The sequence below is a fragment of the Microbulbifer sp. ARAS458-1 genome, assembly GCF_045348205.1.
Lineage (GTDB): Bacteria > Pseudomonadota > Gammaproteobacteria > Pseudomonadales > Cellvibrionaceae > Microbulbifer.
Genome location: NZ_CP155838.1, coordinates 2,478,188 through 2,504,444 on the forward strand (window position 1 = coordinate 2,478,188; position 26,257 = coordinate 2,504,444).

22 protein-coding genes and 1 pseudogene are annotated in these 26,257 nt (G+C 53.2%); 9 read left to right on the plus strand and 14 right to left on the minus strand.

Annotation, left to right across the window (positions count from 1 at the left end):
• Positions 1 to 3 precede the first annotated feature (3 nt).
• From prpF to AAFH99_RS10190, 5 genes and pseudogenes are all read left to right on the plus strand, one after another.
• On the plus strand, positions 4 to 1,182 hold the full coding sequence (gene prpF / locus AAFH99_RS10170) for a 2-methylaconitate cis-trans isomerase PrpF (RefSeq protein ID WP_043318050.1): 1,179 nt from the start codon (positions 4 to 6) through the stop codon (positions 1,180 to 1,182).
• A 658-nt stretch (positions 1,183 to 1,840) separates the two neighbouring features.
• Entirely contained in the window at positions 1,841 to 3,562 is a 1,722-nt protein-coding gene (locus tag AAFH99_RS10175) for a hypothetical protein (RefSeq protein WP_406827670.1), read from the plus strand.
• A 794-nt stretch (positions 3,563 to 4,356) separates the two neighbouring features.
• Positions 4,357 to 6,231 carry a 3'-5' exonuclease gene (locus AAFH99_RS10180; protein ID WP_406827671.1) on the plus strand — a complete coding sequence of 625 codons (1,875 nt, stop codon included), beginning with the start codon at positions 4,357 to 4,359 and terminating at the stop codon, positions 6,229 to 6,231.
• Positions 6,232 to 6,299: 68 nt separating this feature from the next.
• A pseudogene (locus AAFH99_RS10185) lies at positions 6,300 to 6,594 on the plus strand (integrase core domain-containing protein); the annotation flags it as partial.
• A gap of 65 nt (positions 6,595 to 6,659) precedes the next feature.
• On the plus strand, positions 6,660 to 7,337 hold the full coding sequence (locus AAFH99_RS10190) for a DUF998 domain-containing protein (RefSeq protein ID WP_406827672.1): 678 nt from the start codon (positions 6,660 to 6,662) through the stop codon (positions 7,335 to 7,337).
• 84 nt (positions 7,338 to 7,421) lie between these two features.
• On the opposite strand, the gene AAFH99_RS10195 is transcribed toward AAFH99_RS10190, so the two are convergent.
• Positions 7,422 to 8,195, minus strand: coding sequence for an OmpW/AlkL family protein (locus AAFH99_RS10195; RefSeq protein ID WP_406827673.1), 774 nt, complete (start codon positions 8,193 to 8,195; stop codon positions 7,422 to 7,424).
• Between the two features lie 126 nt (positions 8,196 to 8,321).
• Positions 8,322 to 9,272, minus strand: coding sequence for an alpha/beta fold hydrolase (locus AAFH99_RS10200; protein ID WP_406827674.1), 951 nt, complete (start codon positions 9,270 to 9,272; stop codon positions 8,322 to 8,324).
• A 100-nt stretch (positions 9,273 to 9,372) separates the two neighbouring features.
• Here AAFH99_RS10200 and AAFH99_RS10205 point away from each other — a divergent pair, with 100 nt between their 5' ends.
• The gene (locus AAFH99_RS10205; RefSeq protein ID WP_406827675.1) at positions 9,373 to 9,948 is read left to right on the plus strand and encodes a CGNR zinc finger domain-containing protein; all 576 of its coding nucleotides are present in this window, start codon (positions 9,373 to 9,375) and stop codon (positions 9,946 to 9,948) included.
• Positions 9,949 to 10,056: 108 nt separating this feature from the next.
• Here the strand turns inward: AAFH99_RS10205 and AAFH99_RS10210 are convergent, their stop codons facing one another.
• From AAFH99_RS10210 to AAFH99_RS10225, 4 genes are all read right to left on the minus strand, one after another.
• Positions 10,057 to 10,653, minus strand: coding sequence for a hypothetical protein (locus AAFH99_RS10210; RefSeq protein ID WP_406827676.1), 597 nt, complete (start codon positions 10,651 to 10,653; stop codon positions 10,057 to 10,059).
• A 558-nt stretch (positions 10,654 to 11,211) separates the two neighbouring features.
• Positions 11,212 to 11,529, minus strand: a complete 318-nt coding sequence (locus AAFH99_RS10215) for a hypothetical protein (protein WP_043316441.1) — start codon at positions 11,527 to 11,529, stop codon at positions 11,212 to 11,214.
• Positions 11,526 to 14,027, minus strand: coding sequence for a cytochrome c oxidase subunit I (gene ctaD / locus AAFH99_RS10220; RefSeq protein WP_406827677.1), 2,502 nt, complete (start codon positions 14,025 to 14,027; stop codon positions 11,526 to 11,528). The genes AAFH99_RS10215 and ctaD overlap by 4 nt, the downstream gene beginning before the upstream one ends.
• Positions 14,024 to 14,446, minus strand: coding sequence for a cytochrome c oxidase subunit II (locus AAFH99_RS10225; RefSeq protein WP_197023749.1), 423 nt, complete (start codon positions 14,444 to 14,446; stop codon positions 14,024 to 14,026). The genes ctaD and AAFH99_RS10225 overlap by 4 nt, the downstream gene beginning before the upstream one ends.
• A gap of 252 nt (positions 14,447 to 14,698) precedes the next feature.
• Between AAFH99_RS10225 and AAFH99_RS10230 the strand changes: the two genes are divergently transcribed.
• Positions 14,699 to 15,253 carry a DUF2231 domain-containing protein gene (locus AAFH99_RS10230; RefSeq protein WP_406827678.1) on the plus strand — a complete coding sequence of 185 codons (555 nt, stop codon included), beginning with the start codon at positions 14,699 to 14,701 and terminating at the stop codon, positions 15,251 to 15,253.
• Here the strand turns inward: AAFH99_RS10230 and AAFH99_RS10235 are convergent.
• Together AAFH99_RS10235 and AAFH99_RS10240 are read right to left on the minus strand one after the other, a co-directional pair.
• A complete protein-coding gene (locus tag AAFH99_RS10235) occupies positions 15,223 to 15,735 on the minus strand; it encodes a CopD family protein (RefSeq protein ID WP_043316437.1) in 513 nt (170 codons plus the stop codon). The two genes, AAFH99_RS10230 and AAFH99_RS10235, sit on opposite strands and share 31 nt — an antisense overlap.
• Positions 15,732 to 16,517, minus strand: coding sequence for a cytochrome c oxidase assembly protein (locus tag AAFH99_RS10240; protein ID WP_197023748.1), 786 nt, complete (start codon positions 16,515 to 16,517; stop codon positions 15,732 to 15,734). Before AAFH99_RS10240 ends, AAFH99_RS10235 begins: the two co-directional genes overlap by 4 nt.
• A 303-nt stretch (positions 16,518 to 16,820) precedes the next feature.
• Between AAFH99_RS10240 and AAFH99_RS10245 the strand changes: the two genes are divergently transcribed.
• Positions 16,821 to 19,190, plus strand: a complete 2,370-nt coding sequence (locus AAFH99_RS10245) for a DNA polymerase II (RefSeq protein WP_406827679.1) — start codon at positions 16,821 to 16,823, stop codon at positions 19,188 to 19,190.
• A gap of 25 nt (positions 19,191 to 19,215) precedes the next feature.
• On the opposite strand, the gene AAFH99_RS10250 is transcribed toward AAFH99_RS10245, so the two are convergent.
• A complete protein-coding gene (locus tag AAFH99_RS10250) occupies positions 19,216 to 19,914 on the minus strand; it encodes a hypothetical protein (protein WP_156035111.1) in 699 nt (232 codons plus the stop codon).
• Between the two features lie 162 nt (positions 19,915 to 20,076).
• On the opposite strand from AAFH99_RS10250, the gene AAFH99_RS10255 reads away from it, so the two are divergent.
• A complete protein-coding gene (locus AAFH99_RS10255) occupies positions 20,077 to 21,000 on the plus strand; it encodes a M14 family metallocarboxypeptidase (RefSeq protein ID WP_043316431.1) in 924 nt (307 codons plus the stop codon).
• A gap of 15 nt (positions 21,001 to 21,015) precedes the next feature.
• Here AAFH99_RS10255 and AAFH99_RS10260 read toward each other — a convergent pair whose 3' ends face one another.
• The 5 genes from AAFH99_RS10260 to AAFH99_RS10280 all read right to left on the minus strand — a co-directional run bounded on the left by AAFH99_RS10260 (position 21,016) and on the right by AAFH99_RS10280 (position 26,251).
• Positions 21,016 to 21,927, minus strand: a complete 912-nt coding sequence (locus AAFH99_RS10260; RefSeq protein ID WP_406827680.1) for a spore coat U domain-containing protein — start codon at positions 21,925 to 21,927, stop codon at positions 21,016 to 21,018.
• Entirely contained in the window at positions 21,924 to 24,344 is a 2,421-nt protein-coding gene (locus AAFH99_RS10265; RefSeq protein WP_406827681.1) for a fimbria/pilus outer membrane usher protein, read from the minus strand. The genes AAFH99_RS10260 and AAFH99_RS10265 overlap by 4 nt, the downstream gene beginning before the upstream one ends.
• Complete coding sequence (locus tag AAFH99_RS10270) at positions 24,313 to 25,038, minus strand: molecular chaperone (protein WP_406827682.1); 726 nt, start codon at positions 25,036 to 25,038, stop codon at positions 24,313 to 24,315. Before AAFH99_RS10270 ends, AAFH99_RS10265 begins: the two co-directional genes overlap by 32 nt.
• 1 nt (position 25,039) lies before the next feature.
• Entirely contained in the window at positions 25,040 to 25,525 is a 486-nt protein-coding gene (locus AAFH99_RS10275) for a spore coat U domain-containing protein (protein ID WP_043316424.1), read from the minus strand.
• A gap of 276 nt (positions 25,526 to 25,801) precedes the next feature.
• A complete protein-coding gene (locus AAFH99_RS10280) occupies positions 25,802 to 26,251 on the minus strand; it encodes a GNAT family N-acetyltransferase (RefSeq protein WP_051686911.1) in 450 nt (149 codons plus the stop codon).
• Positions 26,252 to 26,257: the final 6 nt, after the last annotated feature.

The window sequence follows — 26,257 nt, forward strand, 5'->3', positions numbered from 1 at the left end:
AAAATGAAATTCGCCCCCCAAATACGTATCCCAGCCACCTACATGCGCGGCGGCACCAGCAAAGGCGTCTTCTTCCGCCTCCAAGACCTCCCCGAATCCGCTCAAACCCCAGGCCAAGCAAGAGACAACTTCCTGCTCCGCGTAATCGGCAGCCCCGACCCCTACGGCAAACAGACCGACGGCATGGGCGGAGCCACCTCCAGCACCAGCAAAACCGTCATCCTGTCCAAAAGCGAGCAGCCGAGTCACGACGTGGATTACCTGTTCGGCCAGGTCTCCATCGACAAGCCGTTCGTAGACTGGTCCGGCAACTGCGGCAACCTCACCGCCGCCGTCGGTGCCTTCGCCATCAACAGCGGTTTTGTCGATGCGGCGCGGGTTCCAGAGAATGGCATCTGCACCGTGCGCATCTGGCAGGCCAACATCAAGAAAACCATCATCGCCCACGTCCCCATCACCAATGGGGAAGTGCAGGAGACCGGTGATTTCGAACTGGACGGCGTCACCTTCCCGGCGGCCGAAGTGCAGATCGAATTCATGGACCCGGCGGATGGGGACGGAGCAATGTTCCCCACCGGCAACCTGATGGACGATCTGGAAGTGCCCGGCGTCGGCACCCTTAAAGCCACCATGATTAACGCAGGCATCCCGACCATTTTCGTCAACGCCGCGGATATCGGTTACACCGGCACCGAACTGCAGGAGGCCATCAACGGTGACGACAAGGCCCTGGCCATGTTCGAAACCATCCGCGCCCACGGCGCGCTGAAGATGGGCCTGATCGAAAAGGTAGAAGAGGCAGCCGCTCGCCAGCATACCCCCAAGGTCGCGTTCGTCGCGGCACCCAAGGGCTATATCGCCTCTAGTGGCAAAGAAGTGGCTGCGGGTGATATCGACTTGCTGGTGCGTGCCCTGTCCATGGGCAAACTGCACCACGCCATGATGGGCACCGCGGCAGTGGCCATCGGCACCGCCGCCGCCATCCCCGGCACACTGGTAAATCTGGCCGCGGGGGGAGGGGAGCGCAATGCCGTGACCTTCGGTCATCCGTCCGGCACCTTGCGGGTCGGTGCGGAAGCAGAAATCGCCAATGGGCAGTGGACTGCTACCAAGGCCATTATGAGTCGCAGTGCGAGGATTTTGATGGAGGGGTGGGTGCGGGTGCCTGGGAGCACTTTTTAGTGCGAGTTCAGGAACCGCCGCAAAACGGTGCATACTGTTTGAACAAGCAGTGAAAGTCGAAATAGCGAGTCAAAATTTGGGCTCGCTTTTTTTGTGCCGAATTTCTTATTGTCCCTTAGCTATAAAGGGCTATGTGCACTCTCCGTTGGATAGAATTTGGCGTGAAAATCACCCGACTAAAGATAAGTGATTGACTCAATTCGTATTTGAAATACGATCGAATACAGTTCTACGAAAAATTAAAAAATCTTGTAGAGCATGATATGTGAATGTATTAATGAATAGTTTGGTGGGTAATTCGGTGAGAGTTTGGGTGTATAGCAGGGTCCTCTTTGCCCTTGCACCGAACTGCCAAGACCGTAAAAGCGTAAGGAGAGATCGCGGATTTACAATGTTCAGATAGAGCGAGCTACAAGTCGGGCTCGCTTTTTTGTTTCTCCAGTCTATTCCGCGAAACTTGAATAATTCGATATTGGCTGCTGTTCCATCAGCAGGTGCTAATGCTTTGAAAATAAAATAGTAATAATGCAGTAGATTTTATTCGCTGTGATTAATAGAACCGTTAGTTGCAATATTGAATAGATGCTCACGTGAAGGCTGACACGAGACGAGATCGGCCGCCAAAATAGACTAATAGTAATTTTCTCAGGGGGATATAGTGATCAATATTAGAATGTGGGCACCCAAGGTTGTGGTGGGGTTACTTTTTTGTTTCTGGGTCGGCGAAATTTTTGCGCAAATTCCGCCCAACTCTCGGCGCTTTCAGATCAATGACTATTACGGCCCCGACGGAAGTGGTGGATATGAGCTCTATCGAGCGCATGGATTTGCTTTACAGAGCGCAGACAATATAAAAACGAAAATATTTCTACTGCCATTGGTTGAAGCACGAACCAACGCGATTGAATTCTACGACGACGATGGTTTCCTATATGACCCAGCCGATAGTCCGAAGCAGCTCGCACGTTCCATTAGCATTCCGTTGGCGTTGCACCAGAAACTACCAAGTAAAGAACATACACCAGCATTTGTTAGCGCACTAAGCGACGGTATCTCTGTGACCAACTATATGTACCCGAGTGCGAAAGCACCTAACGGTATGTCTCTAATTTATCCCCCTGCGCAAGGCCTGGCTCCCCAGTTGCATCAAGCAAACATGGAAAGAGACAGGCTCTTCGCCGAACAACAAAAAATGATCGAGCAGTTTGATAACTATGCGCCGGAGCTTGTAAACCTCTTGGAGCTAGAAATTTCGGTGCGAATTGGGTCTGAGCAAATTTCCGTTGTGTCGTACCCTCATAGCTTTATAACGATGGGTGACACGCTGTCTGTCGCGGTTGAAAACCCCTCAATGTATGAGCAGAACAGAATCCGACAAGGCAAGATGGATGTGCTGGTCGCCTACAAATTCCGTGATGCTAAGACCTCCACCATTTCAGCGCGCTTCGATGCGAAGCGGATTGTCAATAGATTTCTTCGCGAGGTTCAACAGTCTTCAGTGAAAAAGAAGTCGTCTGGTTGGCAGTTTCTCGGATTTGGATCCCGCCGCAGTACCCTAAAAACAGCCTTCAATCAGAGTGTGGATAGTCAGTTTAAAGGTTCAACATCCGAGTCGACTACGATTGAAATGTTTGATGCTGACGACAGCATGATTGAACAGTTCGAGGCGGACTTCTTCCCGGAGCTAAGTCGCCAATCAGTGATAGAGAACCATCTCGAAGCGGCCCGAATTGCTGCGGCATCTGGAAATGAAAAGCTTCGCGATCTGCACTTGAAGTACGCCGATGCGGTTGAAAATAGTAACCCCGATCTGGAAGTGGATGTGGCGGATGCCGTGGCTTCCCTCTCTGCCGGTGATTACGCAGGGTTTTTAGCAAAAGGGGTCCGTTGGGGTGACCACCGGGCCACCGGTAATAGCTCGTTCCGCCGAGTGATAAATGAGCAAGCGGCGATTGACAAAAATAAAGCCTGGAGTCAAAGCCGGACGGTGTCGGTCCAGCGCTCATTGACGATGAAGGCTGATCGCCTGAATACGCGGGAGCAGTGGCCTGACATGGGCATTTGTGGAGTGGTCTCGTATAACTATCAGGTGCCGATCGAACGTTGGAATGGATGGCAATGGGTACAGAAGGTAGGCGTCATGCCCACATGTGTAACTGAGAATGGTCCAGCTCGCTCAGCAGGTATTATTCCTGGCATGATTGTGGCTGATTTTGATGGTGAGCTGTTCACCTCATCGTTGGAGGCGGAGGATTTTCTACGTCGCTATAAACCCGGCGATCGTGTTACGGCAAGAGTGGTTGATTTCCCGCCGGGTCGACCACCGCAGTACACAGATTACGACATCCAATTATCTGCAGGGAAGCCAATCAAACTATGAAGACCTTACGGATTACCGTTCTTACCATTTGCGCTTCGATGACCTCTTACGCAGTCACAGCCCAGGAGGTACCTCGGTGCCACGTGTATGTGGATCGCGCTGGATGGGGGGCGAGTGATGTTTCAAAAGTAGTCAAGGTGCGCTATGACAGTGCCCGTCTATGTGATACGACCCTCAAACACTATGTCTGTTACACCTATTTTGAGAGTCGAGAGGGCTGTAAGAAGGATGACGCTAGCCTGGTCGACCTCTTCTTGAAGGATGCACGCGCTGCAGGAAGAGTTGTTGATTGATGCATTGACGGTTGCTCGAGTTCTCTGGCTCTGAGTAGGATATCCGTAAGAGGGTGGGTACAGGTGCCCGGTGACTGCATTTGGTTTGGACGCCAATATTAGTGGCCGGTACAAAGTAGCGAATTTTCACAATGCGAAAAAGCGAGCCTCATTTGAAGCTCGCTTTTCTATATGCGTCAGTCGCTGATTAAATCTTAGCCGAATTACATGTTGAAACCACGATGACGGATTACTTAATCGCGACTTCAGTGGGCAAACCTGTGTCATTGACTTAAAACCGAATTCAAATACTATCTAGATCAGAAAAATTTAACGGATATATGGGAAATGTCCGTCGAAACATGGCGCCCCGTTGTGTATGGATAGAAGGCTCCGTCCTTTTTGGCAATCAATTGCCGGCGCTGATATGCCCCAGCGCTCTGTAATCGAGTTGGATATGCAAATATCAATCAAGGAAGTTCGCTTGCCTACCGCCCTAACGCACCATGTGCAGAGGGCGTTATGGCTAAACTGATTCCATCCCTCAGTTCCTGTCTGTCCAGAATGACCTCCGGCGAGAAACGCTTTGCTCGGCGCCTCGAAGCACTGCTGGAAGATGATTACCTCTGTTGGTTTGATATTCCCTTGGGGGGAAAGCGTCGCTACCCGGATTTTATAATTCTGCATCCCGCTAGGGGTATTCTTTTTTTAGAGGTCAAGGATTGGAAGGTATCCAGCATCAAACGTGTAAGCCATGCTGAAGTTGATCTTGAAACCTCCAGCGGTCGTAAAACGGTAAGTAATCCGATTGAACAGGCCAGGCAGTGCAGTTATCAAGTTTTGCAGGTACTTGAGCGCGACCCTCAGTTAAAGCAGCTGATGGGAAAATACAAGGGAAAACTGTGTTTCCCCTACGGGTATGGTGCAGTATTTTCCAATATCACTCGCAATCAAATTGAAAAAGGTATCCCAGAAGAATATCGCCAAAAGCTGCTGCCTGGGCACCTATTAATCTGCCAGGATGAAATGTCCGAAAGTGTTACGGCTGAAGAGTTCCAGGAGCGGCTATGGGGAATGTTCAATTATCAGTTTGGCAATAAACTGACGTTACCTCAGATAGATAGAGTTCGCTGGCATTTATTTCCTGAAATCCGTATTGAGGCGGCCCAGGATGATTTGTTTGGTGCGGAGGAGGCCGGTGAAGATATGCCTGAGGCCTCGTTGGCCGAAAACATGCCAGATATTGTGAAAATCATGGATATCCAGCAAGAGCAACTGGCCCGCAGTTTGGGGGATGGTCATCGGGTTGTTCACGGTGTTGCTGGTTCTGGCAAAACGTTGATTTTGGGGTATAGGTGCCTCTATCTAGCGGAGGCGTTAAATAAGCCTATCTTGGTGCTTTGTTTCAACATTACCTTGGCTGCTCGCTTACGTAGCTTTATCGCCGAAAAGGGGATAAACGATAAAGTCCAGGTTTATCACTTTCACGATTGGTGTGGCGAGCAGCTGCGAGCTTACCACGTTGATCTGATCGATATAGATGCTCCGGTTTGGGAGCGTCAAGTGCTTTCCGTGATTAAAGCCGTTGAGAAGGGGCGTATTCCCAAAGGCCAGTACGGGGCGGTGTTGATTGATGAAGGGCACGATTTTGAAGCTGAGTGGTTGACTTTAATTTCTCAAATGGTTGACCCAGAGACGGATTCGCTTCTTCTGCTGTATGACGATGCGCAGTCTATTTACAAACGGAAATCAAGCCTTGGGTTTAGCTTGTCGAGCGTGGGAATCAAGGCCCAGGGGCGGACTACGATACTTCGATTGAATTACCGTAATACCCGAGAAATCCTTGCCTTCGCGTATCAATTCGCCAAGGACTACTTTTCTCAAAATTCTGATTCCGAAATCCCTCTAGTTGAGCCTGAGGCAGCGGGTAAGAGTGGTGTTGAACCTTATGTAAAATGCGTTGAAACCCTGGAGGAGGAAATTGAGTATGCGGTACGCTGTTTGAAGGTCTGGAATAGTAAAGGGAAGGCTTGGAAGGATATGGCAGTGCTGTACCCGGGGGGCACTGCTGGGAAGCGGATGGCTGCCGCATTGAAAAGGGAGCGCATACCGTGCGCATGGCTCGCCTCCAGCGAGTATAAAAAGCGCTATGACCCAAATTTTGAAAGTGTCTGCATCATGCCGATTCCGAGTAGTAAGGGGCTGGAGTTCGATACTGTAATTATTCTTGATGCCAGCTATCGATCCAGCCACGAGGAAGATGTTGATTTGGCTGGTGATGTGCGTCGAATGTATGTTGGTTTGACACGAGCGCAGGAGCATTTACTGGTGAGCCACCACCGACGGAATGAGTTGAGCACAATGCTGTCTAGCCGAGGTCGGGTCGGGATTGAGTAATTTATGTAAGGTTATTCTGATTGGGAGAATTTGGTGCCGAAATGGTAATCTGACCCCATTTATTCTTGTTCGACTCCGAGCAAGGACGCAAGTACACAAGCCTCACGTTTCGGCAACTACTATGGGGCTACAGAATGACGCAGAGCCTGAGCCGCCGCGGAAACTGCTGAGACAATGCACCGACGGAGCGCTTCTTCAGGAGCCTTAAAACCGAGTGGGTGCCGGAAACCGGCTACAAGTCCTTTCCTGTGGCTAAACAGGGGAGCACGAGCTATATCAATGGCTACTACAGCCAAATACGTCCCTCCTATAAGTGATGGGATGCCGCCGAATGTGGCGGAAGAGAAATATTGGAATGCTTAGAACTCGGTGGCCAAAAAGAGTTGACCACTACATGTGGGTAATTCAGAACATTTTAGGTTGGGTTCATGGATAGGAAACCACTAGACACAGAAATTGATCACCACACTGCCAAATTTATCGTGGGATTTATCGCTTTGTCGCTTGCGATTTTCACAGACTTGCTGACGCCCGGGGTCAGTATTAGGTCGATTAGCCTGTCATATCATTTAACGGACAATGCCCGAAATGTATTCGTTGGCTCTCTCTGTGTTATATCGGCTTTTCTCTGGTCGTATAACGGCTACTCCTTGTTTCAAGCTGTCTTGAGTAAATTCGCAGCAATAGCTGTTGCATCTGTGGCATTTTCCCCATGTGATTGCTTTACCGGCCGGTTTGACGACGGGGTAACTAGAGAGGCCACGATGACTGGGGTTGTTCATACGATCTCAGCAATTTCAATGTTCATTATCCTCGCAATCTTTTGCTGGCTTTTTTACCTGAGGGCTAAAGAAAAGAACTCTAAGGAGGCGAAGGCTAGGGGGCTAATTTATAGAGTCTGCGCATCCGTTATGGTTGGCGCTATGGCCGTGCAGCTGCTCGATATTTTGGGGGTAGATTTTAGCGGTATTACTCAGCGGCTGACTTACTACGTCGAAGCGACTGGATTGTTTGCCTTTGGTGTTGCATGGCTGACTGCGAGCCGCATGCTGCCATTTATCACGAATGAGGATGAACGCATAAAAATTGAGCTTGCTGGAAAGTAGGAGGGAATACCCAATTCAGCCGGTTTTATCCCATCCATAAAAAGGGCGCCGAAGCGCCCAACAGAATCTGCCGAATCTTCAATGTCAGAAGGAAAATTTGTATCCCACTGACAGATTGAACATCCAGGGATCATAGATGTAATCCCCGGAATAGGACTCATAAATCGGCTCTACATTTGGTGGCGGTGGTACGTCATCCATCAGCTGCAAACGCATATCGGTCATGGATCGCGCGTAAACCGCGGCGACGTTTACCAGCCAGGCGCTCTCGCGTCCGAAATTGAAATCCATACCCACTTGCCAGGTATAACCCCAGGAAGATCCCAGATCGAAGTCGCCGCGCAGGCCGAAGTCGGCGAGGTCGTCGCGTGCTTTGCGGCTTAGGCTGCCTTCGCCGAAGTCGGTGTAGCTAACGCCACCACCGATATACGGCTGTACCATGCAGGTCTCATCCAGAGGGTAGAATTTCAGGCTTGCAGTACTAATGTCGGCGTCAAAACTGACTACATCACGAAATTCAACGTTGTCGAATCCCAGAGAGAAAAAGCCGTCCGCGTGACTGCTGGTGTGATTATCGCCGTCCATATAGGCCAGCTCGATGCCCCAGTGCTCGACAGGCTTCCACTCGAGGTTCATGTACCAACCCCATTCGGAGCCGGGATCGACGTTGGCGCGGAAGGCGTCGAAATACTGATAGGTATCATCGACAAAGCTGACTTCGTCATCGCCCGGGGACATATAGTATCCACCCACACGGACGATAAAGTCCTGTGGGTCGGAGAGGCCGAAAGCGCCGGCAGAGACTGGGGTGGAAAGCGCCAGTGCCAGAGGCGCTAACAGAGGTGAAAATTTCAACATCCTTTTCATCCGAGGTAACTCCTTTATACCCGTGGAATAAAAAGTGTAATACAGCCAGTTATGGCCTAAAGAACAAACTGCGTACTTTAGGCGCCATGTCGAAAAATAGTCCCCGTCAGTATTCAATTACTTCAAGTTGCGATCCAGAAACTCTTTGATCACCGGAATAATTTCTGCTTGGTGCGTCTCTAGCGCAAAGTGGCCCGTATCAAAAAAATGCACTTCGGCGTCTGGAATATCTCTTTTCCATGCTTCAGCCCCTTCTGGTGAGAAGAAGGGATCATTCTTGCCCCATACCGCCAGAAGGGCCGGTTGATACTTGCGAAAGTACTCTTGGTACTCGGGATATTGCGCAACGTTGGAGGCATAATCGAGCAACAGGTCTAACTGAATATCCGCCATTCCAGGCTTTGATACATGCAGCCCTTCGAGGGTATATCCGTCAGGAGCCACTTTGCTCGTATCAGGCACACCTTCGATGTACTGCCATTTGATCGAAGCTGCCGTTGGGAAGTCGTTAAGCGCCTCCCTGTTTTCAGTCGATGGCTCTTTCCAGTACTTCTTGATGGGCGCCCATCCATCTGCCAGGCCCTCTTCATAGGCATTGCCATTCTGAGAGATGATCGCCGTCACCCTGTCTGGATGCTTGACCGCTAAACGCCATCCAACAGGGGCACCGTAATCGTGAACAGCGATGGCGAAGGAGGCGATTCCTTTTTGATCAAGGAACTGATCTACCGTATTGGCAAGGTTGGCGAATGTGTAGTCGTACTCAGTACCTTTAGGGGATTCCGTAAACCCAAAGGCGGGCAGGTCCAGTGCGATTACGTGATAGTCATCAGCTAATGCGGTAATCACATTACGCCACATATAGGAAGAGGCCGCATAGCCATGCAGCATCACCACGGTAGGCGCATCGGGGCTTCCCGCTTCCCTGTAGAAGATGTTGACCCCTTCTACCTGTTCATAATTGAAACTTACTTGCTGCGCCTGAGCATCCGCTTGTACGCCAACGGATGCGCTCCCCATAGCGATACTTGCTGCGAGTAGCGTCGCTGAAGTTGATTTTGATTTCATTTTCGATCCTGTAACCCGTAAGAAGTGTTTTTGCAGGTTAGTTGTGAATGGTGTAACCTGTCAATCACAGTTTAGATGGTTACGCTTGGTGGAATAGTTGATGTCTTCTTCAGACTTTATTTTTGTGGCAAACAACCTGGCACTAGATTTCCTGAATACAGAGTCATTGGCAGGGGAGAGCGTGGTTGAACGATTAACGAGCGGCGAAAAGGTTTTAGATTGGTTGCAAGAGGCTGCACCCCGATCACTGCGGACCAGTGAGGCTTCGCCCAACCTGCTCGAATTGGCGATTAGGCTACGTGAGGAAATGAAAGAGTGCCTGGGGATGGCAAAGCTGGGGAAGGCTTATGAGGCAGATACCGTTAACTTGATTCTTGAGAAAGGGGCACCAACACCGAATCTGGGGTGGGGTGATAAATCGGGAAGATTTATTGTTACCGAGCGTTATGGTGCTATTACCGATGAAGTCTTACTGCACCCTGTTGCACATGCATTTGTTAACCTGGTTACCGACATCGACTTAAACCTCGTTAAGCAATGTGAGGCACCTGATTGTATTTTGATGTTTCATGATCAGACAAAGTCCCACCGCAGACGTTGGTGCAGTATGGCGCTGTGTGGGAATCGAATGAAAGTGGCGGCACACAGGACAAGGGCACAGCAGAAGTTACGTTGAGAAGTACCGTGATCTGTAACAGTTAGCGGTTTTCTGGTGCGGCTGTGATCATGCTTACACTTCGGGGAGCAGATTTCGGTCCACTCCCTTCTAGGATCGCTGTGTCGACTATCTAGCGCTGTTCGCTTTTCTCGCCCCAACGTACATGGCAAGTAACCGAAGGCCTATGGAAATCAGAACGAGCATGCTCGGCGCTGTAAGGTCGGGCATGGTTTTCAGTTGCGAGATTTCCCTTTGGATAATCATCGTTTGATGTGGGTTGGACTGATGCTTGGAAATCTGGCTGGTATTTTGTTTCAGTAGTTTATCGAACGACTCAATTTCTCCTGCGAGCATGTCCAGGAGTTCCATTTCGTTTTTACCGTCCGTTGGCAGTTTTTTAATGTCCGTTTTCAGCGCTTTGCCAATTTTTTTCCATTCTTCTGTGAGAAAGGCTTCGAGCGAAGAGAGTGTCCCGAGCTTTGAGTTCACCGACTGATTGGCTCGGTAGGTGTTGTGGCCAGCACTGGCTGCCTTCATTTTGCCAAAGTGCTGTACGTTGTGTTTGGCGGTATTCAGATTGCGGCTGATTAGAGCGAGCTGTTCCAGTGCGTGATTCAGTGTGCGATTCCAGCCGGGATCTTTATCCTTGCTCTTTATCGCTGCCAGTGCGGTGGCCACCAGTCGCTTTACCTGTTCCTTGGTTGCATGTTCGTTAATAGACATATCCATTTATCCTCGTAACGTCTTTGAAAACCTGTTTTGCTTTTTGCACCTGGGACAATCGTGCCACATCAGCCCGTTTGTCAGATGACAACCTGAATTCAGTACCAGGTTGTATTGCCCGAAAGCAGGTGCCCGGTAGCCGCGGGCATTGTTTTTGCGCTAAGCGTGGATTCTAAACTAATTTTGTCTCGATGTTCTTGCTGAAAAAATCTGATTCGCGTGGTGGTTATCATTTTGCCTGGTGCCGTTGATGGCGTGAATAAAAGAGAAGGGAAAGATGAAAGTTATGCTACAAATTGGCGCCATTTGGCGCTCTTCTTATTCGCCGACGGCTTAATCAAAAGGCAGTAGCTTTTCGGTGGTTGCTGCGGCTTGTTAATGGTTTTAATGAGGTGAGCTTACGGGGAGGGATGGGAAGTATTCGCTCTTGAGCTCAAGCAGCCCACTGCGACATTTATCGAGGGGCTTTCGCGCGTGACCTGCCACAGTTCATTTTGTGTCCATGGCGAACACCATGATGTAACTCGAGATTTTACAGGTCTAAATCACCTGCTCGTATCAGTTGCAAATACTTGTAAATGTGACGGGGAACAGTGACCATATTGCGGCCACCATGGCAACGCAGGCGGTGATACGGCTGATTGCCGAGGTCCAGGGGAGTCTCGGGGCGGTGCGCTCGAGCCAATAGAAAATGCCTACGAGCGTAGCGATGGTAAGCACCCATGCAAGAATCAGCATTGCACGCAGAAATGACATGCCTACAAAGATGGCTTCGTTCAGGCCGGCTGCACAGCCGAACCCCTGAAGGGCGTATACAGCGCTAAACGCAGCAAGCCAGATCAACGGTGCAATGAGTATGCGCAGTAGGTCTCTCATGTGAACAAGACCGGGCTGAGGATAAGCACCAGACAGACAACGCCGATGAGCGCCGCGTAGTTGATCCAGAGTTTGACAATTTCCACTTCGGAGCGGCGTCGGCTGGAAATAAAACCACGACGGATACGGAACACCAGAAAAACGAGCATCAGAATGGCCAGCAGTGCATGAAAAAGCCCGAAAGCGCTGATAACGCAGAGGACCGCGCCATAAGCGTGTTCTGTTGGTAATGGGGTGCGCAATAGGAGGCCGATGAAAGCGGCCGCGAGTGCGCTCAGGCCGAGTAGAGACTGCCAGGTGGGCAGTAAATGGGGCATGCCAGTGGTAGTGCCACTTCTTCGTTGCATAGGCCTGGGTGTCTGGCGCGCGGCAATGATCGCTACTGCCGCCCCGGCAACCCCAATCAGTGGTTCCCAGACCGAGAAGGCCAGCCATTGTGGTGGTGGCCAGTTAGGTGCGATCGTCCAGAGAAAGGTATAGCCAAAGATCAAGGAGCCGAACAGGGTCGCATCGGCAACCATCAAGAAGACGCTACCCCACCATCCTTGTGATCGGTCGGTCTGCATGGCATGCGGGACCGTCTCGCCAAAACCTATTTCCTGGTCCTCTTCATCGGTTTGGCTTCCCAGCCCCCAGACCCACCGCCAGGCGAGGGCCGCCACAGCCAGTACCGCGAATGGTGTGAACCAGTAAATCTTGAACAGCAGCGAAAGAAAAAAGCTTCCAGTCACCGCAGCCATTAGTATTGGCAGCGCTGTATTACCTGGATATACCACGAGACTCTCAGGGTGGGCGTGGGTTGTACTGACCGTAAGCATCTCCCGTCGGCCGTCGCGGGGCACCGCAAGATACCCTTCCCCGCGGGCGAGGCGAGTGGGTAAATCCGGTATGTCGGCGAGCGGCTCTCGGCTAGTCACCCTCGGCAGGCTGGCGAAGTTGTAGGCCGAAGGTGGCAGCATCATAGACCATTCCAGCGTTCCCGATCGCCAGGGGTTGCGTTTGCCCCGTATGGCGACAATGGCGTTAAGCGCTAGATCAAGCAATACCATCGCCAGACCGATTGCGAGCACAAATCCGCCAATGGATGAGATCAAGTTGATCAGTTCCCATCCCGTGTCCGCGTCATAGGTATAGATACGCCGTCTTTGGCCCAGCAGGCCGACCCAGTGCATCGCGAAAAAAGTGCCGTGAAAACCAATAAATACGAGGCCAAATGCATATTCGCCGATGCGAAAAAAACGTCGTCTGCCGGTCACCAGAGGGGCGTAGTAATAAAGTCCCGCCAGAACCGGAAATACAAAACCGCCAAACAATACATAGTGCAGGTGCGCGGTGACGAACGCGGTGTCGTGTGCTTGCCAGTCAAAGGGGACAATCGCCAGCATGACACCGGTCAACCCACCAATGACGAAGGTGGCGAAAAAGCCCAGTATGTAAAGCATCGGCATTTGTAACTGCGGTCGCCCGTGCCACATGGTGCCGATCCAGGCGAACACCTGTACCGCCGTCGGCACCGCGACCAGTGTCGAGGCCGCTGAGAAAAACGCCACCCCCATATGGGGAATACCGGTGGCAAACATATGGTGGACCCAGAGCCCAAAGCTTAAGAAGGCCAGCGCGACGACCGAGGCCACAACCCAGCCATGGCCGAGAAGTGATGTGCGCGACATGACGGGAATGATGGTTGAAATCAGTCCTGCGGCAGGTAGAAAGATAATGTACACCTCGGGATGGCCGAACAGCCAGAACAGGTGTTGCCACAGCAGACTGTCTCCCCCTAGGGCCGCATCAAAAAAAGGTAGGCCGATGGCGCGCTCCAGCTCCAGTAATATGGAGCCGAGGATCAGTGGCGGAAAAGCGGTCAGGATCATCAGGGCGGTGACTAGCGCGTACCAGGCAAATATCGGCATTTTGTCCAGCGACATGCCCGGAGCGCGAAATTTTAGAATCGAAACGCATAGCTCTACCGCCGCACAAATCGCCGAGATTTCCACAAAGGTCACGCCGAGCAGCCAGACATCCGTGTTGACCCCTGGTGACGCCGCCGGGCCGGTCAAGGGGGGATACATAAACCAGCCACCGTCAGGTGCAAGGCCAACCAGCATTGAGGTCAGCATCATGAACCCGCCAAAGGTGTAGCACCAGAAACCGTATGCAGTGAGCCTGGGAAAAGCAAGATCGCGCGCGCCGAGCATTTTGGGCAACAGGTAGACCGCGAGTCCCTCAAACGCGGGAATTGCGAACAGGAACATCATCATTGTGCCGTGCATGGTGAAAACCTGATTGTAAATATCAGGCCCCATAAATGCGGCGTCAGGACTGGCCAGTTGAGCCCGAATGAGCATTGCGAGTACACCGCCGACAGCGAAGTAGAAAAACGCCATACCCAGAAACATGCGCCCAAGATCTGTGTGGCTGACGGTGGTAAAGCAGCGCTTCCAGCCGGAATCCGATGCCCAGATTCTGGTCAGTAGGCGATGGCGTTTAAGTGCATTCACATCGGTTCTCCGGCCAGGAAGCGAGCCCAATCAGCGGCGCTGTGGGCCTGCACAATAAACGTATGGCCGGTGTAGCCTTTTCCCGAAAACTCCGCGCTCTGGCCGTGATAGAGCCCGGGTGCGCTTGCCTCAATCCGAAGAACATTGACGTGGCCCGGGATCGCATCGAGCTTTCCGGCGAGGCGGGGCACCCAAAAGCTATGGATTACATCTCGTGTGGTAATGGCCACATCCACGGGACGCCCTGCGGGAATATGCAATACACCTTCGCTAACGTATTCGGGGCGGTCGGTGTAAGTAAACTGCCAGCGCCACTGTTCGGCAATGGCATTGACTCTCACAACCTCATCATCCAGATGCGGAAGCAGGCGCTCGCCCACGACCAGTGCGTAAATAAGCAACGCGGCCAAGACACTCATCGGAAACACCAGACCCAATCCGTAGATCCAAATGCGAATATTGCGACCCAGAGGTTTATCCGTTGGGGGAGTACTGCTGAAACTGCGCCAGATCAGCGCTGCTACAATAATGACAATCAAAGTGGATCCCGCTAGCATGATCCACCAGAGGGTATTTATTTCAGCCGCGGCAGGGCCGATTGGATCAAGCACCGATAAAGATCCCCCGCAGCCTGCCAACATTACGAGCGAAAAAAGTATCAGGGGCTTAGCATGTCTAAACATTCGCCCACGCCAGGCGTAAACCAGCCCGAAGACGCCACTGACGAAGCATCGCCCGACGATGCTTTTCGCGATCCTATTGAGGAAATTCCCGGGTATAACGCCACCGAAACCCGCGTCGCCATTCTGGGGCACCCGATTCACGCTATGAGCGTTGCTTTTCCTGTGGCGCTCACCTTTTGCACTTTCGGGGCTGACTGTCTGTATTGGTTTACCGGCGAGTCTTTTTTGGCAAGGGCTGCCATCTGGGCAGCTGGAACCGGGTTTTTCTTCGGCATGATGGCCGGGTTCACAGGCTTGTTTGAATTGTTGCTCGTCAGAGGTATTCGGGCTCGTGCAGCTCCCTGGACCCATTCCATTATTGCCGTGATGTTGCTTTCTCTGTTGGGTGCAAATTGGGGACAACGGCTCTCCGGCTACGAAGCGGGCGTTCTGCCTTATGGCATTCTGATGTCGGCTCTGTCCGTTGTGCTCGTGATCGTAACAGGTTGGCATGGCGGCAAGCTTGTATTTGACTATCGTTTAGGAGTCTCGAAAGGCAGCTGATTATCGCGTGCCTCACGTAGCCATTCGGGAAATTCGATACCCGACAATTCCGGTTTTGCCAACACCAAAAATAAAACTGCCAGCATCGGTAATAGAACAACCAGTAGAGCAATAAACGGTGTTGGTATATGTGTGCGGCCTTTGGTTTCCGCAACCTCTACGATGATGTGCCCAATCCAGGCATGGGCGAAAACCATCAGTGCGACAAAAAATAGCTTGCTGTAAAACCAGGGCTCGAATACGCCGCGTAAAAAAATCAACCAGGTGCCAACCACCACGGTAGTTACTGCGGCTGGAGTGACATAGTAAATATAGGTTTGATGAGTGGCGTGGCGAATGCGCCGATATTCCTCCGCGGTATCCTTTGGATCATGATGCGCAAGCATCAGCGGCAAGGTCACCAGGCCCCCGCACCAAACGATCAGAGCCGTTATGTGCACAGCTTTAAAAAGTGGAATGAGCGCAAACAAAAATTCAATCATGCAGCCTGGTCCGTAAGCTCCGACCAAGCGATACGGGCTCGCCATGCGCCGACGATGATATAGGGCAAAATAGCGGGGACCCACATGATCAATCCTGCCAATTGCTGATCGGCCAGTGGCGTCAGCCCCCACGCCAGAGGGGCGTTGGAATGCGCGGCGTAGAGCGGATTCGGCGCAAATGTCAAAAGAGCACCCAGTAACCCCATCTGCGTGAGCCCTGCGACAGTGAGATAGATGGATTGAATCGCAGGCCGCCGCCTATCTAGCACAATCTGCCAGAACCAGACGGCGCTGAGCAGTAAGCTCGCCTGCATACACCAGTACACACCGACGTGAGACAGCGCCAGGTCATAAAGTGGCGGCGCGTGCCAGATCCAGAGAACTAATGAAGAGACAGTAAACGCTGCGCCGGCGCCTGCAGCAATTCGCTTGGCTGGTGCAAAAACTGCCAGTAGCGGAGCCGCGACAGTAAATAGCAGGACGTGATGAACCACGCGCGCGGAAAACAGCGCTGAGGAAAGCGCGCAGAGCGGGGAGACAAACGTTAGAAACAGTACCAGAGTGGCGGCTATCCCGATGTAGCGTTTAGGTGACCGGTAAGAGAAAAACAGCAGAAGGCCCAGAAAGCACAGAACGAACGGATCAAAATTCCAATGTACCCAGAGGCTTTCCGGCATGGGTGGGTCCCCACAATAGGTGCGGTACAAACTATCCGGACCGATTCCGCTGTTCTTCATGGCGTTGGCCATACTTGCCCAGTTGGTGTCGAGGAATAGTTGCATGGTGTCAATGGCGCCACGTCCTTAGGCGAGACGCTCGGTTACCCTTTTGTGTCTGCAGTTGAGCGCGTTCGCTGTACCCGGTTTCCCGGTGTCCACCCTTTATGGATTCACTTTTTCTGAATCGAATCGCGATCTTTCCTGATCTAGCTAGTGAGTCAGAAGAGTCTAGCACGTCACCCCCCGATGGGCGGCGGCCGGCACTCGAGCGCCGGCCGGGGTCCATGTGGCGATGGGTGACGCCTGTTTATTCGTCCAGTACAATAGGGCTAGTCTCTAAATCAAGCCTCAACCCAGTACAGCCTCTTGCCCCAAGGTTTCCTCCTCACTCGCCACAGCTTTGATCAGCGCAACAGCACCTGTATCCACTACTGGCTGGCTACCCCTGAGGGCCCGGTCAAGCTGGTTATCGAAGGTGAGCGCCCGGTCTTTATGGTCAAGGTGGCGGACCGCACTCAGGTAAGCGAGGTGCTGGCTGGGGTGCCCCATGAATGGCAGCAGCTTGGCTTTCAGACCTTCAGCCGTGAAGAAGCGGCCATGCTGTATTTCCCTACCATTGATGCGCACCGCCGGGCTCAGGCTTTGTTGACTGATCGCGGCATTGAGGTGTTTGAGGCAGATTTTCGGCTTCACGACCGCTACCTGATGGAGCGCTTTGCACGGGGTGGGCTCTACTTTGAAGGTGTGGCCCGTGCCAAAGAGGGCTATACGGAATACCGCAACGTGCGCCTCAAGGGCGCTGAGGTGCAGCCGGGCTTCAAGGTGGTCTCCCTGGATGTGGAGTGTTCCGGCCAGGGTGTGCTGTATTCCATTGGACTTTACGGGCACGGAGTGGAAGAGGTGCTGATGGTGGGGCAGCCGGAAAGTGCCGAAACCAACATCCACTGGGTGAACGACGAGCGGGCGCTATTGCAAGCCCTGGAAGAAAGAATCCAGTCACTGGATCCGGACGTCATCATCGGCTGGGCGGTGGTGGACTTTGACTTTCGGCTGCTACTGAAGCGGGCCGGGCGCTATGGGCTGCGCCTGAAACTGGGGCGCGGTGGTTCTGATGCCCGCTGGCGGGATGGCCGGGAGGGCAACCAGGGCTTCGTGACACTGCCGGGCCGAGTGGTACTCGATGGCATCGACGGGTTGAAGAATGCCACCTACAACTTCGAAAGTTTCAGTCTGGAGTTCGTAGCCCAGACTTTGCTGGGCCGGGGCAAGGACACCGAAGATGTAGATAATCGTCTCGCGGCGATCGAACACGATTTTCGCCATGACAAGCCCAAACTCGCCGCCTACAACCTGGAAGACTGTTGTCTGGTGTGGGATATCTATGAGCACACCCGTTTGTTGGACTACCTGCGGCTGCGGGCTCAGCTTACGGGCCTGGAACTCGACCGCAGCGGTGGCTCGGTGGCGGCCTTTACCAATCTTTATCTCCCCAAACTTCATCGCAGCCGCTATGTGGCCCCCAACCTGCCGGCGGACGGTGGCCTGGCAAGCCCCGGCGGCTATGTGATGGATTCCCGGCCCGGCCTTTATGACAACGTGCTGGTACTGGATTTCAAGAGTCTGTATCCCAGCATTATCCGCACCTTCAAGATCGACCCTATGGGTCTGATTGAAGGGTTAGCTGAGGGGCTGGCGGAGAACGACGCCGGTGAGAGCAGTATCCCCGGTTTTCGCGGCGCGCGCTTTTCCCGCGACAAACACTTCCTGCCGGACATCATTACCAATCTCTGGGCCCAGCGTGATATCGCAAAGCAGGAGCAGGATGCCGCCCGCTCGCAGGCGATCAAGATCATCATGAATTCGTTTTACGGGGTGTTGGGAAGCGGAGGCTGCCGTTTTTACGATACGCGTCTGGCCAGCTCCATCACCCTGCGGGGTCACGAGATCATGCAGCAGACCGCCCGCTGGATTGAGGAGCTGGGCCATCAGGTTATTTACGGCGATACCGACTCCACCTTTGTCTGGTTGAGTGGCCAGCCCAGCCCGCAACAGGCGGATGCGGTCGGTAAGAATCTTGCCAGTGAGATAAACACGCGCTGGCGCAACAAGCTCAAAGACGAGCTGGCGCTGGCGTGCGAACTGGAGCTGGAATTTGAAACCCACTACCAGCGCTTCTTGATGCCTACTATCCGTGGGTCCGAGGCCGGCTCCAAGAAACGCTACGCGGGCCTGGTGGTGAAAGAGGGTGAAGAAAAGCTCGTGTTCAAAGGTCTGGAAACGGTGCGCAGTGACTGGACGGCCCTCGCCAAACAGTTCCAGACCAAGCTCTACGCAATGGTTTTCAAGGGCGAAGATCCGTCCGACTATATCTGCGAGACGGTGGAGAAGACCCGGGCAGGGGAGATGGACGAGCAGCTGGTGTATCGCAAACGACTCCGGCGCAGGCTGGATCAATACGTCAAAAACATACCTCCCCAGGTTCGCGCCGCGCGGCTGGCAGATGAACAGCGCCGCCTGCAGGGGCTGTCACCCAAATACCAGAACAAGGGCTGGATCCAGTACGTTATCACACGCAATGGCCCGGAACCGGCGGAGTACCAACTCTCACCGATTGATTACCAGCACTATATCGACAGACAGCTCAAGCCGGTGGCTGATGCCATATTGCCGTTTATCGACCTCGACTTTGAATCTCTTGTAGATGGCCAGTTGGGCTTATTCGGGCCGGCCGATTAAGCCCAGGTGGACGAAGCCTAGATGCCTAATAGGCTGCATACGGTAAATAGTTGTTCCAGTTGCTCCAGGCTAGTTGTTGGACGGTTCTGTTGACGCCATTTGTCTGCATGTAGAAATTCCATCGGCCAGCATTTTTAACGCCAATAACATTTTTGTTTTGTAGGTTGATCGCGGCAAAGTTTGACTGGACAAGTATGTACCTCGCCGGGTCGACACCTCCAATCTTCGACGCGTCGATCAGTTGGGTTACTTCTGTACGGAGGTGGGTTCTCTGGGCGCCGGCAAAAACGCTTAATGGTGTGTTACCGAGGATACTCCGGCTAACTTGCCCATAAGTGGAAAATGGGTGGGGTAACATATGCGCCATAGACAACTGGCCGCCACCCCAATCTACGATGATCAAACTGCAGCCCGTTTGCCGTTCAGTTACCCAAAAGTCGGCCCCAGCAGTGTTCGGTCGGACCATCGCGGTAAATCTGTTTGGGGAGTTGTGAGCTCGCGTTGGAGTGACCACCGCATTCATATAAATGCGTGCATCATTGTTAGGCGCCCCTGGACCAATATTCAGACCTCCCGCTGTCAACGCAAATGGCACTCTTGTACAGCTTGTTTGGTGTCCGCCTGGCAGGCCAACCAGCAGGGGGTTATTTTGAAGTACGGTTTGCGGGTTTTGTTTCAAATCCCTTAGGGCATTGCGGGAATTAATTTGATCCTGTAGTGGCATTTTTCGACCCTTTATTCCTTTAATTGGTTAAAAGATGATATATCGTTCCTGTGTTGCGAGTAAGTCACGAAATGCGACCCTGAATGTGAATCGGGTCAATCGCGGTCGGTCGAGACGGGGCAATGGGCGAGCTTTACAATGCACCAAGCAGAGGTATAAACGATGAGTACTCCCACCAATTACTATTCCATTGGTTCCCCTGGCACCCCCTGGGGTGACGCTGAACGCAGCCAGTGGTTGTCTCGGCAGGCCTGTCAGCGCAGCTACGAATCTGAGGTGTTAGGCAACATCGATCAATTGCGTTCGCGCTTTGATGTGGAAGAGTACGGTCGTCTGGAATATGGCGATGAAAGCTTTCCGCTGATGGCCATTCGCAGCCGCGACTGGAATGACAATCTGCCAGTAATGCTGGTGACCGGCGGAGTGCACGGTTATGAGACCAGTGGTGTACACGGTGCGCTGCAATTCGTAGATCAACATGCTGCAGATTACGCCGGTCGCGTGAACTTGCTGGTGGCGCCCTGCGTCAGCCCCTGGGCTTATGAACGTATCCACCGCTGGAACCCCAACGCCATCGATCCGAACCGTTCTTTCTATGGCAACAGCCCCGCAGAAGAATCCGCAGCTCTGATGCGCCTTGTGGCACCGATCCGCGATCGTGTGGTCATGCATATCGACCTGCACGAAACCACCGATACTGACGAAACCGAATTCCGCCCGGCACTGGCGGCCCGTGACGGCAAACCATTTTCCCCGGGCGGTATTCCCGACGGTTTTTATCTGGTGGATGACAGTGAGAATCCGCAGCCCGAATTCCAGCAGGTGATAATTACTGCTGTAGAGCAGGTGACCCATATTGCCCCGGCTGACGAAAATAACGAAATCATCGGTTCGCCGGTAGTGGCCCGCGGTGTGATCGAATACCCCCTCAAACAGCTGGGTCTTTGCGCCAGCGTAACCAGCGCGCTTTATAAAACCACTACCGAGGTATATCCGGATAGCCCTCGCGTGACGCCTGAACAGTGCAATACTGCGCAGGCAGTGGCGGTGTGTGCGGCGATTGAGTATGCGTTGACACACGGATGATTGTCGGGGGCACGCTCAGTATGTGACCGTTGCGGTAATAGTGTCCTGGTAAGTTCCCGTCGGCTTTGCACCTTGTATAGGCACGCGACCATATACCGTGAGTGACTGGGTGTTACCGTTACCGGTGCTGCTTACGGTGGAACCTGCAGTATCTCCCCAAATTTGGGTACGCGCGGCATCCTGGTAGAGCTGGTAATCGATTGTGTCCGCGCCTAGCTGCATTTTGCGGTTGTTCATGTCGCCGTTATTTCCGCCGTCCAGGGATATGCTGTAGGCACCGTTCAGTGTGCAGGTCACCGATAAATTACTGCTGGCGTCTGTCTGGCCGATACTGGTGACAGAGCCAAAGTCGAGCGGGCTCGCTGAAATGGTGCAGTTTGGTTCGATCTGTAGCTGGGACGTCATGCTGTCCGGCAGAATATATACAGAACTGATCGAAGAACAGCTTTCCAGGGTTAGCCCTTCCCGCACTTCAATTCCATTCAGTACTGACTGGTAAAGGCCCACTGGCTTTCCGGTCTGCCCTGCAAATATACGCCCGTACACCGTTGTTACCTGAGTGCCGCCGAGTACAGTAAAGTCCAGTGTCAGTTGCTGGCCTCCGGGTACATCTCCCCAAACTTGAGTGCGCGCTGCATTCCGAAATAACTGGTATTGAAGGTCATAACCGCCGCTGATCATGCGTCGATCCGACAGGGAAATGCCACCACTGCCAATAGGTAGACTGATACATACGCGCCTTAACAGCAGGCTGCCGAGGGCGGGGCATTGGACGGTGATATTTGCACTTACATCTATCTGTGTCGTCGGTAGGCCGACCATGGCGCCGAAATCCAGAATTGGCGCTACGGTGTAGTTGCATGCCTGCCCCCAGCACTTTATTCCGACCAATAGGAGCATCAGTGGTAGTACGCGTTTGACGGTCAAAGTAGTGCCTCGCAGCGTTCGGGTGACAGTCGAAGCCGAATGAATCCGGGTTTCGATTCGACGCTGGGGCGGGCGGTGTAGTGACACAGGAGGTTTTGTTGTTGTACTTCGATACGTGCACCCGTTGAGATGTCATCCAGGTAGATCTCGCCATCATACCCCACCGGTAGGCCGCGATGTTCGTCTGCCCGGTGGAGGATGGCGTGGCTACCGGGGGCTAGCTCCCGGTTGTGCTGGTCCAGCAGCGTAATTATCGCGGGCTGTAGCTGAGCCATTGGAAAGACAACAAATTGACCGGCATGATCGGCGGGGACTGCGAACTGTTCCAGCTCTGCGACTTGTACATTTGCCGCCAGTTGATCAGGGTCAATGCCGATCCTGTTGCGTTGCCAGCCACGTAAATCGGGAATCAGAAGATAGCCCTTTTCATCCGTGTGACCATAGATGCGGTTTTCACTCAGGACGGGAATATTTCCCATGCCGGTGTACACCAGCGCGAAGGCGTCGTGGATTCGCCGACTGGCGATAAGTTGCCTGTCCATAACGGCAACGCTGCCTCCGGCCTCAACAAAATAGCCGCGTGCACTACGATCCCAGTCAATGCCAGCACGTGCCTCTAGGTAGCGACCACGGGTTTCCACTGTGGCTTGGCCGTAACCGCCGTCCGCGTCACCACCCTGAAGCCACCAGCCCCAGCCACCATCATAGGGAGTGGTGCGCCGAAGTTGTGCCTGCGGTTCCATTGATCCACCACTGCGACGGTGCGCGCCGACCGCGACGTAGGCCAGGTGCTGCAGTGGAATGCTGAATGTCAGATTACCTCCGGAGCCGGTTTCGTCATCCCGAAACAGCGCAGCAGAAATAGAAAGTCGTCGGCCGATGTTTTGCGTCCAGCTGAGGCTGTGAGTGCTGTTAAATTCTTGCGGCAGCAAGCGCTCCCGGTAATCTCGTCGGCGCAGATAACTGTAGGCGAGGCTGCCACGTCCAATCTGGAGCCAGGTGGTGGCACGGTCCTGCGCGTTGAGCCAGCGCTCCGTCAGGGTTCTGTCTGTATCCATATCAGCCAGATCGCGATAGCCCCGGGAGCGGCGCAAAGATTGCACATCTATGCCCAAAACCGGGCCAACCCATTGATAGCCCAGGCTGTATTGAAATCCAGATTCATGATGCTCGCGAGGGGCTGTGGAGTTGCTGTAGGCAAGGGCGGTGGAGACCAGCCCCCAGCGCCTGCCCGGTGACCATACGCCTCCGATCCCCGCAAGCGAAAGGTCATGCGCAAGCTCGGCGTGTGCCTCGAATGTAAACGCATCTGAAATACCCTGCAGCCAACTGGCACTGGCTACTGGATCTTCTCTGTAATCATCCCAGCCCCCTGCAAAATCGGTACGCAGTACACCGGCCTCGAAACTGAAATCGCTGAGCCCGGGTGCAAGGCGGCGGTGATCGACATAAAGGGGGGCACTGGTTTCTGATGTTCGACCGAGGGCATCGGTTACCACCAGCGTCGCGATCCCGGCCCCGCTGATTCTGGGCAGGGTATTCAGCACAAAGGGCCCACTGTCGATGGCTTCATCATATTGAAGAATATTGTTGACGTAGAGCTCGACGGTCGAGGGAAGGGCAGCGCTGCCATCGAATCGCGGTACCGGTAACGTGATCAGGTCGGGGCGTACATCGAAGTTACGCCGCCACTGAATTCCAGCCATGCGCACCGGGCGAGACCAGCTATGTCCTCCGCTAATCAGGTCACCCGCGGTCCATGTCCACATTCGTATGGGGTCGCTGTAGGTCCAGTAACTATCTAGCCGACGATAACCAACGGCTTCACCACCGCTGCGACTTACCCCGGCAATCTGCAGGCTCCCGTAACGACCGAACCAGTTTAATGAGGTACCGAGGGACGCGTTGCTTTGCCCCCGCCAGTGCCGGGCGTAGACGTCATACCCGAGCAGCAGTCCGTGATCCCGGCGCACCTCAACCGGTGGCGGTGGCCGGTAGCCCAGTTGCTGCCTGTGACGGAGACTCGCAGGTGCATGGAGAACCAGAGACTGAGTTGGAATATCGTAGCGATAGGAAAGACCGGCCACAGAGTCCAGAGGTACCCATTGGGTCGCGTTTGTTTCCGCTATCGTGAGACCAATTTCGTGAAGGTCCCCGGCGATGACAAACAGCCGGTTTTCACGAAGTTGTGCATGTACGATAAATCCACTGCTGCGCTCACCGTAAAAAGCTTCCAGGTACAAGTCCTGAGTCGACATTGCCTCCGTAGGAAGGTGATCGGCAGCGAGTTGGTGGCGATCGAGAGAGGTAAATGCTTCTGTTGTGACAGTGAGGCTACCGACAAACAGGTAGAGGAGTGCGCGGACTGAGCGGACACCAAGCTTGCTATTGCAGAGGGATAGTGCTGGGTTGTCCATTGAGCAGTGTTTCCAGTCGCAAGGGGTGCGTGGAATTCGATTCAGGTAGATGGGTATTGTCTGGTAGTGTCCAAACCCTGCGACTGCCAGGTAATACGTAGCCGAGTAAACCTGCACTGAGTGGCACAGCCCAACCAGAGTCATCGGTCAGGCGAGTGGCGCCTAGCTGAGCTGCTCGGCCACCGGAATTGAGGCATTCCAATAAGCCCGCGCCTTCATTGATACTGCAGGAAATCTGGGCGGGAAGTGCGTCTCCAGCACGTACAAACAGCGGCAGAACATAGCGCATCCGAACATGGACTTTTGCGTTGTCATCGCGGTTGTTTGATGGCAACTCGTCCACTACTAGGCGGAAATTATGATCTTGCCCCGAAGCCGCTGGCCCCAGCCGTACGATGCGCACGATCTGCTCTGCGCCGGGTGCGAGCTGGACTATCGGCGGGCTTGCAACTACGGCATCACTGGGTGTCAGTTGATCTTCGCCATCGACCTGTTGCCAATGGAATATTCGAACCTGCGCGGAAAGTTGCCCGTCACCGGTATTGGAAAGTCTTAAGCGTGAAGCCTTATCTCTAGCGCCGATCTGCACCAGTATAGGACCTGCCTGCAGTTGACCTTTGGCGAACGCCGCAGCACAGAAAATAGCGCTGATGAACAATATGAACCAACGCAGACGCGCGTGCGGAATCCGCATCTTAGAAGGTTGCCGTGGCGGTGATCGTAGAGTCGTAAGTGCCTGCAGGCTTGGGGTTTTGCCCTGGGCCAGTGAGCCCATAAACATCGAAAGTATCAGCACCGCCCGTACTGGTGAGGTCAATGGTAAACGTGCCGGTACTTCCATCACCGAGAATTTCGGTATTCGCCGCATCACGGTAAAGGTTGAAGTCGATGGTATTGGTACCGTCGTCCATTTGCCTGGTGGTAAATGAGCTAGTGCCGCCTGTCCCTGCGCTGAAGGCAACGCTTACGGGCGCAATACCGGTACAGGTGATAGAGCCGGTAGTGGAGCCGGAAATCGAAGGCGTCAAATCATTGACGGTACCGAAACTGAGGTCGTTAATAGAAATAGTGCAGTCATTTTCGATAGTGATGGATACATCGAATGTTGTTACATCTGTGGCGGAGAACACGGGGGCCGAAAGCAGTAGGGCGATAAGGGAAAGTGTTTTCTTTTTATTCACGATAACCTCAGCTGTTTTTAGACGCTGCCGGAAAATTTTTATGTAGGCTAAAGCTAGCCCAATTCCGGACAGCTGTATGGTTTATCGCGAAAGGTTGGCGGAAAAGATAACCTTAATTGAGCTCAGAGGTGTCACAGCTGTGAGGTGTACCCGTCCGAATGTGTGACATGGTTCTTGGTGTGGTCGCCTAAACGCTTTTTGGTGATGGCTATCTATTGCGATTGAGTGAACTGATAAAAACTTTCTTGGGGATTTCTCAGTCACTCGGGGTAGATGTTATGTGCGCATCTGATAGCGCATGATCACAATATCCCGCCCCTGCTTTTGATATGTGTGGAATCTATCAATGATGGCGGAAGGCAAGCCATTTTCTCCCACAAGGGCATAACCGAGTGATTCGTAAAACGGAGTCAGGTGCTGATAGGGGAAGGTAAATGTGCTGTCGTCGTAGGCTTCTGCCATGTGGGTCAGAAGCAGTCGCGCGACGCCTTTACCCCGGTAGCCTTCTGCGACGGCGACACCGGTGAGTAATTGGCTGTCGGTGAGTTTGCGAAGCGAGCCGCAGGCAATGATCTGGTTGGTGCTATCCCGGATTACCATACATGGGTCATGCCGCCGGGCTTTACCGCGTAATTTTTGGTTGCGATAGAACTTATTGGCTAAAGGTATCTCCTGGTCGGAGAGCCATTGGGTAGTATAAAATTCAGTCGATGTATCCAAGCCCATATTTCT